13 protein-coding genes are annotated in these 13,557 nt (G+C 62.8%); 6 read left to right on the top strand and 7 right to left on the bottom strand.

Annotated elements, in window-relative coordinates; genetic code table 11:
• Positions 1–110 precede the first annotated feature (110 nt).
• The gene (locus tag HGSM_RS01210; protein ID WP_040594216.1) at positions 111–2,648 is read left to right on the top strand and encodes an ATP-dependent Clp protease ATP-binding subunit; all 2,538 of its coding nucleotides are present in this window, start codon (positions 111–113) and stop codon (positions 2,646–2,648) included.
• Between the two features lie 278 nt (positions 2,649–2,926).
• On the opposite strand, the gene HGSM_RS01205 is transcribed toward HGSM_RS01210, so the two are convergent.
• Positions 2,927–3,481 (bottom strand): uridine kinase family protein, encoded by a 555-nt coding sequence (locus HGSM_RS01205; protein ID WP_230197460.1) that lies wholly within the window; start codon positions 3,479–3,481, stop codon positions 2,927–2,929.
• A 188-nt stretch (positions 3,482–3,669) separates the two neighbouring features.
• Between HGSM_RS01205 and HGSM_RS01200 the strand changes: the two genes are divergently transcribed.
• The 4 genes from HGSM_RS01200 to HGSM_RS01185 are packed head-to-tail and all read left to right on the top strand — an operon-like array spanning position 3,670 to position 7,283.
• The gene (locus HGSM_RS01200) at positions 3,670–4,605 is read left to right on the top strand and encodes an amidohydrolase family protein (RefSeq protein ID WP_019146912.1); all 936 of its coding nucleotides are present in this window, start codon (positions 3,670–3,672) and stop codon (positions 4,603–4,605) included.
• Positions 4,592–5,389 (top strand): SDR family NAD(P)-dependent oxidoreductase, encoded by a 798-nt coding sequence (locus HGSM_RS01195; RefSeq protein WP_019146911.1) that lies wholly within the window; start codon positions 4,592–4,594, stop codon positions 5,387–5,389. Before HGSM_RS01200 ends, HGSM_RS01195 begins: the two co-directional genes overlap by 14 nt.
• Positions 5,371–6,411, top strand: a complete 1,041-nt coding sequence (locus HGSM_RS01190) for an aldo/keto reductase (RefSeq protein WP_019146910.1) — start codon at positions 5,371–5,373, stop codon at positions 6,409–6,411. The genes HGSM_RS01195 and HGSM_RS01190 overlap by 19 nt, the downstream gene beginning before the upstream one ends.
• Before the next feature lie 26 nt (positions 6,412–6,437).
• Positions 6,438–7,283: a fumarylacetoacetate hydrolase family protein gene (locus HGSM_RS01185; RefSeq protein ID WP_019146909.1), complete on the top strand. Its 846-nt coding sequence runs from the start codon at positions 6,438–6,440 to the stop codon at positions 7,281–7,283.
• Positions 7,284–7,380: 97 nt separating this feature from the next.
• Here the strand turns inward: HGSM_RS01185 and HGSM_RS01180 are convergent, their stop codons facing one another.
• The 3 genes from HGSM_RS01180 to HGSM_RS01170 are packed head-to-tail and all read right to left on the bottom strand — an operon-like array spanning position 7,381 to position 9,359.
• On the bottom strand, positions 7,381–8,061 hold the full coding sequence (locus tag HGSM_RS01180; protein WP_019146908.1) for a sugar O-acetyltransferase: 681 nt from the start codon (positions 8,059–8,061) through the stop codon (positions 7,381–7,383).
• A gap of 51 nt (positions 8,062–8,112) precedes the next feature.
• Positions 8,113–8,448, bottom strand: coding sequence for an ArsR/SmtB family transcription factor (locus HGSM_RS01175; protein ID WP_019146907.1), 336 nt, complete (start codon positions 8,446–8,448; stop codon positions 8,113–8,115).
• Entirely contained in the window at positions 8,448–9,359 is a 912-nt protein-coding gene (locus HGSM_RS01170) for a cation diffusion facilitator family transporter (RefSeq protein WP_019146906.1), read from the bottom strand. Before HGSM_RS01170 ends, HGSM_RS01175 begins: the two co-directional genes overlap by 1 nt.
• A gap of 163 nt (positions 9,360–9,522) precedes the next feature.
• Here HGSM_RS01170 and HGSM_RS01165 point away from each other — a divergent pair, with 163 nt between their 5' ends.
• Positions 9,523–10,134, top strand: a complete 612-nt coding sequence (locus HGSM_RS01165; RefSeq protein ID WP_019146905.1) for a hypothetical protein — start codon at positions 9,523–9,525, stop codon at positions 10,132–10,134.
• 114 nt (positions 10,135–10,248) lie between these two features.
• Here the strand turns inward: HGSM_RS01165 and HGSM_RS01160 are convergent, their stop codons facing one another.
• The 3 genes from HGSM_RS01160 to HGSM_RS01150 are packed head-to-tail and all read right to left on the bottom strand — an operon-like array spanning position 10,249 to position 13,360.
• Positions 10,249–10,920 (bottom strand): LutC/YkgG family protein, encoded by a 672-nt coding sequence (locus tag HGSM_RS01160; protein ID WP_019146904.1) that lies wholly within the window; start codon positions 10,918–10,920, stop codon positions 10,249–10,251.
• Positions 10,917–12,551 (bottom strand): LutB/LldF family L-lactate oxidation iron-sulfur protein, encoded by a 1,635-nt coding sequence (locus tag HGSM_RS01155; RefSeq protein WP_019146903.1) that lies wholly within the window; start codon positions 12,549–12,551, stop codon positions 10,917–10,919. The genes HGSM_RS01160 and HGSM_RS01155 overlap by 4 nt, the downstream gene beginning before the upstream one ends.
• Positions 12,548–13,360 (bottom strand): (Fe-S)-binding protein, encoded by an 813-nt coding sequence (locus HGSM_RS01150; protein WP_019146902.1) that lies wholly within the window; start codon positions 13,358–13,360, stop codon positions 12,548–12,550. The genes HGSM_RS01155 and HGSM_RS01150 overlap by 4 nt, the downstream gene beginning before the upstream one ends.
• Positions 13,361–13,557 lie beyond the last annotated feature (197 nt).

The raw sequence follows: 13,557 nt of genomic DNA, 5'->3' as shown, positions 1-13,557 counted from the left end.
GCATATGAGTGAGACTCGGCGGGTTTGAACCTACTAGAGTCATACCTAAGCCAACCTGAGATCCGCGGCGCCCCGACTGGATCGAAGGGTAGCACTCGTGAGGAGCGCACATGTTTGAGAGATTTACTGACCGAGCCCGTCGGGTGGTTGTCCTTGCCCAAGAAGAGGCACGGATGCTTAACCACAACTACATCGGAACTGAGCACATCTTGCTCGGCCTCATCCACGAGGGTGAGGGCGTAGCAGCCAAGGCACTTGAGTCCCTTGGCATTTCGCTCGATGCCGTGCGCTCGCAGGTCACAGAGATTATCGGTGAGGGACAGCAGGCACCATCTGGCCACATCCCATTCACCCCACGCGCCAAGAAGGTCCTGGAACTCTCGCTCCGCGAGGCCCTTCAGCTTGGCCACAACTACATTGGCACGGAGCACATCCTGCTCGGCCTCATCCGCGAGGGTGAAGGCGTTGCAGCTCAGGTCCTGACCAAGCTTGGTGCGGACCTCAACCGCGTCCGCCAGCAGGTCATCCAGTTGCTCTCCGGCTACCAGGGCAAGGAGCCAGTCTCCGCTGGTGGCCCTAACGAGCCAACCCCCGCAGGTTCCGCAGTCCTTGACCAGTTCGGCCGAAACCTCACGCAGGCCGCACGCGAGGGCAAGCTTGACCCTGTGATTGGCCGCGGCAAGGAAATTGAGCGCGTTATGCAGGTGCTCTCCCGCCGTACTAAGAACAACCCAATCCTCATTGGTGAGCCAGGCGTTGGTAAAACTGCCGTGGTTGAAGGCCTCGCACAGGACATCGTCCTCGGTGACGTTCCTGAGACCCTCAAGGACAAGCAGCTCTACACCCTCGACCTCGGTGCCCTCGTGGCAGGCTCCCGCTACCGCGGTGACTTTGAAGAGCGCCTGAAGAAGGTCCTCAAGGAGATCCGCACTCGCGGCGACATCATCCTCTTCATCGACGAGATCCACACCCTTGTTGGTGCGGGCGCCGCAGAGGGTGCAATTGACGCCGCTTCGATCCTGAAGCCAATGCTCGCCCGCGGTGAGCTCCAGACCGTTGGTGCAACCACGCTTGACGAGTACCGCAAGCACATCGAGAAGGACCCCGCGCTCGAGCGCCGCTTCCAGCCGATCCAGGTTGCCGAGCCAACGCTTCCTCACGCGATCGAAATCCTGAAGGGTCTGCGCGACCGCTACGAGGCACACCACCGTGTATCGATCACGGATGACGCACTCGTCGCAGCAGCAACCCTCGCGGACCGTTACATCAACGACCGCTACCTGCCAGACAAGGCGATCGACCTGATCGACGAGGCCGGAGCACGTCTGCGCATTCGCCGTATGACCGCTCCACCAGAGCTGCGTGAGATCGACGAGCGCATCGCTGAGGCTCGACGCGAGAAGGAATCTGCCATTGACGAGCAGGACTTCGAGAAGGCCGCCGCTCTGCGCGACAAGGAAAAGAACCTGACGCAGGAGCGCGCCGAAAAGGAGAAGGCGTGGAAGTCTGGCGACCTCGACACCGTCTCTGAGGTTGACGAAGACCTGATCGCTGAGGTTCTTGCGATGTCCACTGGTATCCCAGTGACCCGCCTCAACGCTGAAGAGTCCTCGCGTCTGCTCAAGATGGAAGACGAACTGCACAAGCGTGTGGTTGGCCAGGACCGCGCCATCAAGGCCCTGTCCCAGGCGATCCGCCGTACCCGTGCAGGCCTCAAGGATCCCAAGCGTCCTGGTGGCTCGTTCATCTTCGCCGGTCCAACGGGTGTAGGTAAGACCGAGCTCGCCAAGGCGCTTGCCGAGTACCTGTTCGACGACGAAGACGCACTGATCTCGCTCGACATGTCCGAGTACGGCGAAAAGCACACCGCTTCGCGTCTGTTCGGCGCCCCTCCGGGATACGTCGGATACGACGAGGGTGGCCAGCTGACCGAGAAGGTCCGCCGCAAGCCATTCTCCGTGGTCCTGTTCGACGAGGTCGAGAAGGCACACGCCGACATCTTCAACTCGCTTCTCCAGATCCTTGAAGAGGGTCGTCTTACCGACTCCCAGGGCCGCGTTGTGGACTTCAAGAACACCGTGATCATCATGACCACGAACCTTGGATCCAAGGATGTAGCAAAGGGCGTCCAGGTTGGATTCAACGCCTCGAACGACCCAACCACGTCGTACGAGCGCATGAAGGGCAAGGTCAACGAGGAACTCAAGCAGCACTTCCGCCCAGAGTTCCTCAACCGTGTTGATGACGTCATCGTCTTCCCACAGCTCTCGCGCGACGAGATCCTGCAGATTGTGGACCTCATGATTGCCAAGCTCGATGGACGCCTCGCAGACCAGGCGCTGGCAATCGAACTCTCGCCAGCCGCAAAGCAGTTGCTTGCCGACAAGGGTTACGACCCTGTACTCGGAGCGCGTCCGCTGCGTCGTGCGCTGCAGCGTGAGATCGAGGATGTGCTGTCCGAGAAACTCCTGTTCGGTGAGTTCCACTCCGGTGAGGTCATCATGGTGGACGCACAGGGCGAGGGCATCCTCGGCGAGTTCACGTTCCGCTCGGAGCCACGCGATGCCCGCACAAGCGTGACCGTTCCAGCCATCGAGGCCGGAGACGCCGTGTCCGTTGAGGACATGCCGCAGGTCACCGAGGGCTGAGCCTAGCTCCGCACACGTACAACGCCGAAGGGCGGCTACCCGGTTGGGTGGCCGCCCTTCGGCGTTTGTGGCTTGTCCTTGCGTGGGCAGTGCGTCTGAGCCTCGTGCTTGTGTCTCGTGCTTGTGCAGCGCGTCTGTGCCCCCGCGAGCGGGTCCGTCGCCGCCACCCTTGCCATCGAGAGTATTCCTGAGCCCACTCTCGACGAGGGAGGGAGGAGAGGGGGGGGAGGGTGAGTGCGGGGGTTACACGTGCGAGCGCACGCAGTCGGCGGCCTCGCTCACGGAGACCGGGCGGCAGCCCTTGGCAACCCACTTCTTGATCTGCTCGGCTCGTCCCGCATGAGTCCCCAGCCACGGCGGAGCAGCGTGAGCGGCGGTTTTCGCGACTCGGAGAGGTCCCGCATAAGGCGGAACCAGAAGGTTTGGAGGCGGGGCCTAGTGATGCACAGGGCGTCGGCGAGGACGCCGCGTTCCTTGAGCTCCTCAACGAGCTCGGCGGCAAAGATGCCCTCCGCAATGAATACGGAGGATCCGGTCATGTCGACATGTTCCGAGCCGGTGCGGCTCGAGGTCGAGATGTCGTAGATGGGTACCTCGGTGCGGCCGCTACGCGTCAGCTCTGTGACGGCTTCGAGCGCTGCTTCCTTGTTCCACGAAAGTGGGGAGTCCCAGTCGACGATCCCAAAACGCTGAGGCATGCCGGGGTAGTCGTGGTCATGGTAGTAGTTATCCAAGTTCAATGAAGGCAACCCCAAGAGTCGCGAAAGCCGTGACTTCCCGGAACCAGAAGGTCCCGTCAGCAGGATCATTTTCGAGGGCTTGTCATCTACCACCCGTCCATTGTCCTCCATCCAAAGGGTCAAATGGGCGGAAGTCGCTGTGGGATCAGCCTCAAGGCTGTGCCGGCGCGCGGACTGCCTGGCCCTGCATAAGCGCCAGTCATCGTCCCATAGGTTGGATGACTCGCCGGAAATGCTAGATGTTTCGCAGGGTGTAAGGCCTAGAATGAACTAAACATTGGATGACTGGGCAGAATCAGAGAGGATTCCGCGTGTACATCATCGACACCCATGTCCATGTGTGGGCACGGGCTGAAGTTCCGCAGCCGTGGATTGATCCCGACACCATGGCCGCGATCGACCGGGACTTCTCGCCCACCAACTACACGGAGGCGCTCGAGGAATCGGGCCACGCCGAGCGCGTCAAGGGCACGGTCCTCGTCCAGACCGTGCACAGCACCGAGGAGACGGAGTACCTGCTGTCTGTAGCCGCGGGTAGTACGAGAATCCGCGGGGTCGTGGGCTGGGTAGACCTGTTGGACCCCGAGGTGGACGCCGAGGTCGCGCGACTGCGCGCGCTGGCCGGAGGTTCCAAGCTGGTTGGGATACGCCACCAAATCCAGGAGGAGGAGGGGGACGGGCTGCTCGCTCACCCCCGGGCGGATCAGGCGTTCGATGCGTTGGAGCGCTCTGGCCTGGCGTTTGACCTCGTGATCCGCGCCGACCAGATCGAGGCGGCGGCCCGAGTTGCGGCCGCGCACCCGCGCGTCACGTTTGTGCTCGATCACCTGGGCAAGCCTCCGCTTGCCACAAAGAAGCAACTGCTTCTCGACGAGTGGGCTGGGAACCTACGGCGTTTTGCTTCCAGCCCCAACACGTTTGCCAAGTTGTCTGGGCTATCAGTTGAGGCGAACTGGAGCACGTGGGAGGCGGTGGACATGGCATTCCCGGTGGCCACCGCGGTGGACGCGTTCGGTGCCGAGCGCCTTATGTTTGGCTCGGACTGGCCCGTCCTGCGGCTCGCGGGCGACTTTAGGCGCTGGTTGGCGACTGTGGAAGCGCTTACCGGCCATCTCGTCGAGAATCAAAGAAACGACATCTGGTGCGGGTCCGCGCAGCGGGCCTACCAGTTGGACATGACGGACTGCGAGGAAGGACAAGGTCATGCAGGAGTTTGAGGGAATCAAGGCTGTAGTCACAGGCGGCGCGAGCGGCATCGGCGCCGCGATCGTGGTGGCGCTCATGGAGCGCGGCGCGGCGGTGGTGTCACTGGACAAGAACACGGAGGGGACACCAGAAGGCGCGCACGCGGTGGTAGCGGATCTCGGGTCGGACGAGTCGGTGCGTGCGGGAATAGCGGACGCGGTGGACGTACTCGGGGGCTTGGACGTGCTGGTTAACAATGCGGGCATCGGCGCTCGGGGGAGGGTTGAGGATAACTCGGACGAGGACTGGGCCAAGGTTTTGGACGTCAACGTCATGGGAATCGTGCGGACCAGCCGCGCGGCCATCCCATACCTGCGCCGGTCCGAACACGCCGCGATCGTGAACACGAGCTCGATCGCTGGCTGGGCGGGAATTCTGGACCGGGCCGTCTATCAGACCTCGAAGGGCGCAGTTCAGGCGCTGACGATGTCCATGGCCGCGGACTATGTGGGAGAGGGCATCCGCGTTAACGCAGTGAACCCAGGAACCGTGGACACCACGATGGCGCGCGGCCACATCAACGCGGCAGACAACCCGCTCGACGGGCTGCGACTCATGGAGGAACGCCAGGCCACCGGACGTATGGTGAGCCCCGCGGAGGTCGCACACGCAGTCTGCTACCTGGCCTCGCCGCTGGCGACCTCAACCACTGGAACGTTCCTAGCCGTGGACGGTGGAATGTACGGGCTGCGGGTTGCGGGCAAGTCCCAATCACTGTCCAGCGGAAACCTGCCCGAATGGCTGGTGACCGATTGAGGTATTTTGACGCTCTAGGGTCGCTCACAGCCACTGCCCTGCCGCGCCAAGCCCGAGTGCGCCTGAGCGCACTGGGGTTCGGCGCAGCGCAACTGGGAAACCTGTATCGGGAGACTTCAGAGCAGGACGCACAGGAAGCGGTTGACTCCGCGTGGGAGGCCGGGATCCGGTACTTCGACACAGCGCCGCACTACGGGCTCGGGCTCTCGGAGCGGCGCCTTGGTGCCGGCTTGGCTGGGCACCCGCGAGGCGAGTACGCGCTGTCCACAAAGGTCGGACGCATCCTTGTGGATTCCCCTGAGACCGCCACCGAACAAGACACACAGGGGTTTGCGGTGCCCGCCTCCCTGCGACGAGAGCTGGACTACACGCGCGATGGAGTGCTGCGCTCCATAGAGGACTCACTCGAACGGATTGGCACCGACTACATCGACGTTGCATACATCCATGACCCGGACGAGCATTATGACGACGCGTCCACGGGAGCCGTCAAGGCGCTCACGGAACTGCGCGACCAGGGCGTAATCCGCGCTTGGGGCGCGGGCATGAACCAGTCCGCTATGCTCACGAGGTTTGTGCGAGAGCACGGCGCAGACGTGGTCATGTGCGCGGGGCGCTACACACTGTTGGAACAGCCCGCACTGACGGATCTGCTCCCCGCCGCCGCTGAAACAGGAGCGGGCGTGGTCATCGCAGGGGTTTACAACTCGGGGTTACTCGCACGAGACCACGTTGCACCGGACGCCACTTATAACTACGAGGCAGCGCCCGCGGACTTGGTCGAGCGAGCACGCGCAATCTCGCAGGTGTGCGGTGAGCACGGGGTGACGCTTCCACAGGCGGCGCTCGCGTTCGTGCTCGGTCACCCAGCGGTGGTGTCCACCGTGGTTGGTCTGCGTACGCGCTCGCAGGTCCAAGACACAGTGGAACGCGCAACAGCCCCAGTACCTGATGCCCTCTGGGCAGAACTCAAAGCACACGGTCTGCTCGCGCAGGACGCTCCTACGCCTACGACCATCTGACGCCCACGATCACTAAAGGAAGACAATTGAAGTTTGCACGCCTCGGCCCACTTGGCCACGAGACGCCCGTCGCCATCATCGAGGGCACCACGTACGACATCTCCTCGCTCACTGGTGACATCACGGGAGAGTTCCTCCACGATGGTGGGGAACTGGTCCAAGGTGCACTTGATGCTGGGACTCTGTCTATCGTCGAAAATCCGGAAGAACTGCGCGTGGGCGCACCCATTGCGCGCCCGCAGGCGGTCATCTGCATCGGGCAGAACTACGCCGCGCATGCGGCGGAATCTGGTGCGCAGCCACCGAGCACGCCGATCGTGTTTATGAAGCACCCCAACACGGTGGTCGGCCCGAACGACACCGTGCCACTGCCACCCGGTGCGGAAAAGGTGGACTGGGAGGTCGAACTCGCGATCGTGATCGGCCGCCGAGCATCATACCTGGGCTCGATTGAGGAAGCAGCCGCCCACATAGGTGGGTACACGGTTGTGGACGACATTTCCGAGCGGGCGTGGCAGATGGAGCAGTCTCTTGGCCAGTGGTCCAAGGGCAAGAATGGCGAGAGCTTCGCCCCCACTGGGCCGGTTGTGGTGACTCCGGACGAGGTGGACCCCGGGAATCTTGGGCTGCGATCCTGGGTGAACGGCGAGCTGCGCCAGGACTCCACCACGAGTGACATGATTTTCAGCGTTGAGTACATCGTGTGGCACCTGTCCCAGTACATGGTCCTCGAACCGGGCGACCTGATTTGCACCGGGACTCCCGAGGGCGTCGCGTTCTCTGGGAGGTTCCCATACCTCGTGGATGGGGACGTGGTGCGCCTCGAGATCGACGGAATTGGGACGCAGGAGCACGTGTTCCGCAGCAAGTAGGCAAAACTTCGGGTTGTGCGCGGTGTGCGCACAACCCGAAGTCGTTTTGGTGCAGCAGGGCTGCGGTAGCAGCCGAGATGAAGGAGATGCTGGGCCGCTAGGCCCAGCGGGCGTTGTCGGGCTCGCGGCGACGATACTCAGCGTCAGCCTCCGTAAGTTCGCGCAGAACACGGGCGGGGGAGCCCACGGCGATTACGTTCTCGGGGATGTTTGAGGTGACCACGGAGCCGGCGCCAATGACTGAGCCTGCACCAATGGTGACTCCGGGCATGACCACGACGTTTGCGCCGATCCACACGCGGTTGCCAATGGTGATGGGCATGGAGAACTGCTCACCCGTGGTGCGCAGCGCTGGGTCGAGTGGGTGCCCAGCGGTGGCGAGCGTGACGTTGGGGCCAAACATGACCTCGTCGCCGATGTGAACGTCGGCGTCGTCAACAACGGTCAGGTTGAAGTTCGCGTACACGCGGGCTCCCACATAGGTGTGGCAGCCGTAGGATGCGTTGAACGGCGGCTCGATGTAGGTGTTCTCCCCAACCGAGCCGAGGAACTTGGCCTGAAGGTCGGCGCGCAGTTGGAACTCGCTCGGGTGGGAGCGGTTGAACTCGTAGATGAACTCACGCGCGCGGAGCCTGTCCACACCGAGGAAAAGGAGATCGGGGTGCAGGTCCGAGTACAGTTCGCCGCTATTGAGAATGGCGATCCCGCGCTCGCGGTGTTGGACGCTGACCTCTGCAATGTCGCCAGAGAATGCGTCGGTGTAGTTGTCTGCGGTCATAGCTCTTCCTTGAGTCAGTGGTGCACAAGCAAGACAAGCGTATGGTGGCCGCTAGGCCTCGTGTTGGACGTGAGCGAGTGCGAGTTCGAGTAGTTCGCGGACGTGCTGGTCCGCCAGTTCGTAGTGTGCCTCACGGCCGCTTCTAGTTGCCGTAACTACGTGGTGCGCGCGCAGGAGCCTTAGTGCGTGGGATACGGAGGATTGGCTTTGGTGCGTCACCGCAGCGATGTCACGTACCCGAAGGGATCCGCCCAGGAGTGCGGTGAGGATCCGGAGGCGACCTGAATCACCAAGGAGCGAGAACACGTCGGCCATATGGCTGACAGTGTGCGGGTCCGGGAGGGAGTCGTGGACTTCATGGAGCTGGGCGGGTTCGACTGCGCTCATCAGATCTTCGTTTCGTCATGACCGCACAGCGGGTCGATGGGCTCGCACTGGAAGGTGGCGTGGTCGATGTGGTACTCCGCGCGCAAGAGCTCGAGGATACGAGGGAGCACCTCGGAGGGTTGCGCGCCAGGCTCAGTCACAACGTGCCCGGATGCGCTGACCATTCCGGATGTGATGGTCCAGACGTGGAGGTCGTGTACTTGCGTGACACCCTCGAGGGCGCCGATCCGAGCCTTGAGAGCGTCGATGTCCATCCCCTTGGGGGCCGCCTCGATGAGGATGCGCAGGGCTTGGCGCATAAGGTTCCAGGTCCTGGGCAGGATAAACAGGCCGACTGCCACACCGATGGCCGGGTCGATCCAGTTCCAGCCCGTGAAGTACAACAGGATCGCACCGAGGATCACACCGATCGACCCGATGAGGTCACCGAGGACCTCGAGGCTTGCGCCCTTTAGGTTGATCGACTCCTTGGAGCCGGCAGACAGCAGGCGGAAGCTGATGATGTTGACGATCAGGCCGAGCACCGCGGTGATGAGGAGGGGGATGCCTGGGATCTCAGCGGGGTGTTGGAACCGCTGGACGGCCTCGATGAGGACGTATCCGGCAACCGCGAACAGTAGGACGCCGTTTGCCAGCGCGGCGAGGACTTCGAGCCGGTAGAGGCCGAAGGTGCGGTCCGACGAGGTGGCCCGATTTGCCAGAGTGATTGCAACGAATGCCATGGCGAGCCCCAGCACGTCCGTGCCCATATGGGCGCCGTCCGAGATCAGAGCGAGAGATCCGATGGAGAAGCCGACAACCAGCTCAACAATCATGAACGTGGCGGTGAGGCCGAGCGCGATCGCGAGCGGTTTCTTGTGCGCGGCACCCGCCGAGATGGAGATGTGGGAGTGACCGTGATCGTGTGACACCGAAGCAGCCTTTCCTAAACGCTGAATATATGAACATCTTTTCATATATTTCAGTTCCGGGGTAGCCCTAGGCGATCCGCTCCTATTGTCAGATTTCATGCGGTGCAATAGCGTTACTCGTGATATTTGCGAAGAATTGTTTACTCGACCAACGGAGTGCGAAGTGGCTGTTCAGGAACGTATCCAACCGGCACTGAGGTCGGAGCGAAAGCCCAAGGTCCCCAAATGGATTCCGCTCTCCGTGGCGCTCACTATTACGGCTGCTGCTGTCCTCGGCGCTCTCCTCTGGTGGACGACATCCCCGTGGTTCCTCTCCTCGAGTTCGCTCGACATCTCGATGCCCACCGTTGAATCGACAGTGGAGTTGGAAGCGGGATCACCCGGAGAATGGCGCTACTTCGGCATCGACATTGTGAACACGACCGACAAGCCGCTCCCTGTTGGTGAGGCCAAGATGAGCAACACCTCCCAAGCGCGCTACTCGCTGGACATCATCTCTCTGGATGGGCCGCAAGGATCACCGGACGGCTCAGGGGTTGGAGCGGTTGCGCTCGAAGATCTGCACAACGACTTCGCCTTAGCCTGGGCTAACAGGCAGAATCCGCGTGGCTTCGTGCTGGAACCGGGCCAACGCTACCAGCTCATCCTCGGATTGGGCGTCACGCAGCAGGAAAGCACGAACGCGGCGTTTGGCGTCGACGTTACCTTCACAGACGGCACCTTCAGAGGAACCACCTCAGGGACCGGGACGGTGCAGGTCCGGCTGGGCCAGTAGCAACTCGGTCCCTCTCAAATGTGACATGCGCTGGTAGGCGCGGGAATCGTCGAAAATCAGATTAACGACGATTCACGCACCTACCAGCGCATTGTTGCGTGAGAGGAGGAGGCGCTAGCCGACGATGATCACGTGCAGGTTGCGCGGACCGTGGACGCCCTCCACGCGGTTGAGCTCGATGTCCGATGTGGCGGAAGGGCCGGAGATCCACGTGAGTGGACGCTCGGGGTGCTCGTCCAGTAGCGCAACCGCCTCGGGCACCAGGTGGACCACCTGGGACGCGAGCACCACGCACACGTGCGTGTCCGGGACCAGCGTGATCGCACGGCGCCCCTGGTCGCTCTGGCCATCCAACACGATCGTGCCGGTGTCCGCAATGGACACGCGAGAGGCCGTTACCACGGCGTCAATCGCGTCGAGCTCATACGGGGATAGGCCCTGGGAACCTGGGCGCGGCGCATCCGTGGTGACAGTTGTGGATGGCGGGAGCATGCTGAGCCAGGACTCGGGCAGTCCCGCAGGGCGAACCACGGAACTGGCCTCCGAGAGGATGTCGCGCACCGCCGCGGGGATGTCATCCGTGGACGACACCTGGTGCACGTGCGCCTTGTAGTCCTCGAGGCGGTCGATCAGGATGTCGATGACCTGCGAGGAACCCGGCAGCAGGTCTGAAGTGCGGCGATAGGCTCGGGGGACCTCGGCCAGCTCGCCCTGCCCGATTCCGGATGGGACGCCGTCGAGCGCGCGAGCGATGCTTCCCAGGATCTCAGTGCGTGCGGTGCTCATGCGTTGTCCTCTCGATCGGTAGGGAGTGGTGACTCCTGCGGAGCATCTGGGTGCGTCCGCTCCCACCACTCGCGGAACGTCTCCTTGGGCGCAGACGGGAGGTCGCGGGACTGAGTCCAGCCCTTGATGATCGGCAACGGGACGTTCTGGACGTACCCCTTCTTGCCGGCCATGAGGCGCAGCGCGCCAGCGCCCTTCGAGGCCGCAGCGAACCTCTTGGAATCCGACATGACAAAGGTCGCGGCGGACATCGCCGCACCCCATGCCGTGGGCATGTGCTTGGCTTTGTCTTCCTCCGCCACACGGTTTCGCAGGTAGACAAGAAGGGTGGGGATGTCGATCTTGACAGGGCAGGCCTCGTAGCAGGCACCGCACAGCGAGGATGCAAAGGGCAGCGAGGCGTTGGGGTCGCTGTGGCCCGTGGTGCCTGTGAGCTGTGGGGTCAGGATCGCGCCGATGGGTCCGGGGTACACCGAGCCGTAGGCATGTCCGCCAACCCGTTCGTATACGGGGCACACGTTCAGGCAGGCCGAGCAGCGGATGCACTTGAGTGCCGCGCGCCCTACGTCGTCCGCGAGCGCTCGTGTGCGCCCGTTGTCCAGCAGGATCACGTGGACGTTTTGTGGGCCGTCACCAGGGGTGACGCCCGTCCACATGGAGGTGTAGGGGTTCATGCGTTCGCCGGTTGAGGAGCGGGGGAGGAGCTGCATGAACACCTCGTAGTCCGAGAAGCTCGGGATGATCTTCTCGATTCCCATCACCGTGATGAGGGTTTCGGGAAGTGTCACGCACATGCGGCCGTTGCCCTCGGACTCGACCACGGTAAGCGTCCCGGTTTCGGCAACGCCAAAGTTGGCACCTGAAATGGCGACTTTTGCGCGTAGGAACTTTTTGCGCAAGTGTTCGCGGGCTGCCATGGCCAGTTCGCGAGGGGCGTCGCTCATGCCCTCAGGGAGGGACTCCATCCGGCGTTCGAAGATCTCCTTGATCTCCGCGCGATTGCGGTGGATGGCGGGCACGAGGATGTGCGAGGGCAGGTCATCCCCCAGCTGTACGATGAGTTCGGCGAGGTCGGTTTCGAATGCGTCGATGCCCTGTGCAGCTAAGTATTCGTTGAGGCCGATCTCCTGGGTGGCCATGGATTTGACCTTGACCACCTCGGTGGTGTCCTGCTCTTTGACCAGGCGGGTGACGATCTCGTTGGCCTCCTGGGCGTCTCGTGCCCAGTGCACGTGCCCGCCACGCGCGGTGAAGTTCCGTTCAAACTGCTCGAGCAGCGCTGGTAGCGAGGCGAGCACATTAATCTTGGTCTGGCTCCCTGCATCACGCAGGTCCTCCCAGTCCGGAGCCTCGGCCACGACGGCGGCCCGCTTGGAACGGATGGTCTTGGTGGCAAACCCGAGGTTGTGGCGCAACTGGTCATTGCTCAGCGCCCGCTGCGCGGCCTCGGGGAAGGACGTGCCCCAGCGCAATGGCTCTGTGGGGATCGTGGTTGGGTTGTGGGCAGCCTCGCTGGCGAGATGCCCGCCGCCTGTGTCACCCTGAAGGGTTGTGGCGTGGCCCGGTTCCGACTTGTATGCGGTCCGGCTCTCACTTGGGCGGGCCAGGGGGATACCGAGGAACGTCTTCATCGCCGCGCCCCCTTTGCCGCGCCAGAATGACCCGCGCGTAACGGCGCAGGCGGGGTAGCGGGGTCCTCGCGGGTGGAGGCCAGGATCTCCGCCAGGTGCATGGTTGTGGTTGCGGAACCCTTGCGGTTGAGCCCTCCACCGATGTTCATGAGACACGAGTAATCGCCCGCGCTCACCACGGTTGCGGCCGTGGACTCAATGTTGGCCACCTTATCGGCGAGCATCGCCGAGGACGTGTCCGCGTTCTTGACTGCGAACGTCCCGCCGAAACCGCAGCACTGGTCGGCGTCCGGGAGTTCAACGAGTTCAATGCCCTCGACCGCTCGCAATAGCTGGTACGGCTTGTCGCCCACTCCCAGCATGCGCATCGAGTGGCAGGTGGGGTGGTAGGTCACGCGGTGCGGGAAGTAGGCGCCCACGTCCGTGAGTCCGAGGACGTCAATGAGCAGCTCGGACAGTTCGTACGTCTTGGCGGCAACGGCGTTTGCAGTCTTGGCAAGGTCGGGCAGCCCCGCGCGTTCGCAGACCATCGCCTGCTGGTGCTTGATGGAGCCGGCGCACGAGCCCGATGGGATCACGACCGCATCCCACTCGTTGTCCAACACTGGCTCGAACGTTTTGACGTGGTTCTCGATGACTGGAACTGCCTTGTCAAAGTAGCCGGTGTTGACATGCATTTGTCCGCAGCAGGCCTGTCCGCCGGGGAACACAACCGTGTGTCCAAGCCGTTCGAGCAGCTTAACGGTGGCGATGGGGGCTTGCGGGAACAAGGCGTCTGCAATGCAGGTGGCTGCGAGTGCTATGCGCATGATCGCTTTCCTTGTGGGGTCGGGGCGGCGCGGGGCGCCTTGACACTTTGTCACATTACACCTGTGGTCTGACCACAAGACAAATTGGCGACGATTCTGCTTACGTGTGTCTGGTTCTTACGTCCCATTCAAGCGCTAGTTCCGCCGGGTTGCACTCCAGAAGTACCTTCGCGGCGCGAGTTGGCAGGTGGGCCTAC

It is taken from the genome of Timonella senegalensis JC301, from assembly GCF_000312125.1.
Classification (GTDB): Bacteria; Actinomycetota; Actinomycetes; order Actinomycetales; family Cellulomonadaceae; genus Timonella; species Timonella senegalensis.
This window is presented reverse-complemented; position numbering and strand designations above follow the sequence as displayed.

Excerpts from the sequence above, each read along its gene's own strand:
- HGSM_RS01210 (WP_040594216.1), top strand. The coding sequence starts at position 111 with ATGTTTGAGAGATTTACTGACCGAGCCCGTCGGGTGGTTGTCCTTGCC.
- HGSM_RS01200 (WP_019146912.1), top strand. The coding sequence starts at position 3,670 with ATGACTGGGCAGAATCAGAGAGGATTCCGCGTGTACATCATCGACACC.
- HGSM_RS01195 (WP_019146911.1), top strand. The coding sequence starts at position 4,592 with ATGCAGGAGTTTGAGGGAATCAAGGCTGTAGTCACAGGCGGCGCGAGC.
- HGSM_RS01190 (WP_019146910.1), top strand. The coding sequence starts at position 5,371 with ATGGCTGGTGACCGATTGAGGTATTTTGACGCTCTAGGGTCGCTCACA.
- HGSM_RS01180 (WP_019146908.1), bottom strand. The coding sequence starts at position 8,061 with ATGACCGCAGACAACTACACCGACGCATTCTCTGGCGACATTGCAGAG.
- HGSM_RS01175 (WP_019146907.1), bottom strand. The coding sequence starts at position 8,448 with ATGAGCGCAGTCGAACCCGCCCAGCTCCATGAAGTCCACGACTCCCTC.
- HGSM_RS01160 (WP_019146904.1), bottom strand. The coding sequence starts at position 10,920 with ATGAGCACCGCACGCACTGAGATCCTGGGAAGCATCGCTCGCGCGCTC.
- HGSM_RS01155 (WP_019146903.1), bottom strand. The coding sequence starts at position 12,551 with ATGAAGACGTTCCTCGGTATCCCCCTGGCCCGCCCAAGTGAGAGCCGG.
- HGSM_RS01150 (WP_019146902.1), bottom strand. The coding sequence starts at position 13,360 with ATGCGCATAGCACTCGCAGCCACCTGCATTGCAGACGCCTTGTTCCCG.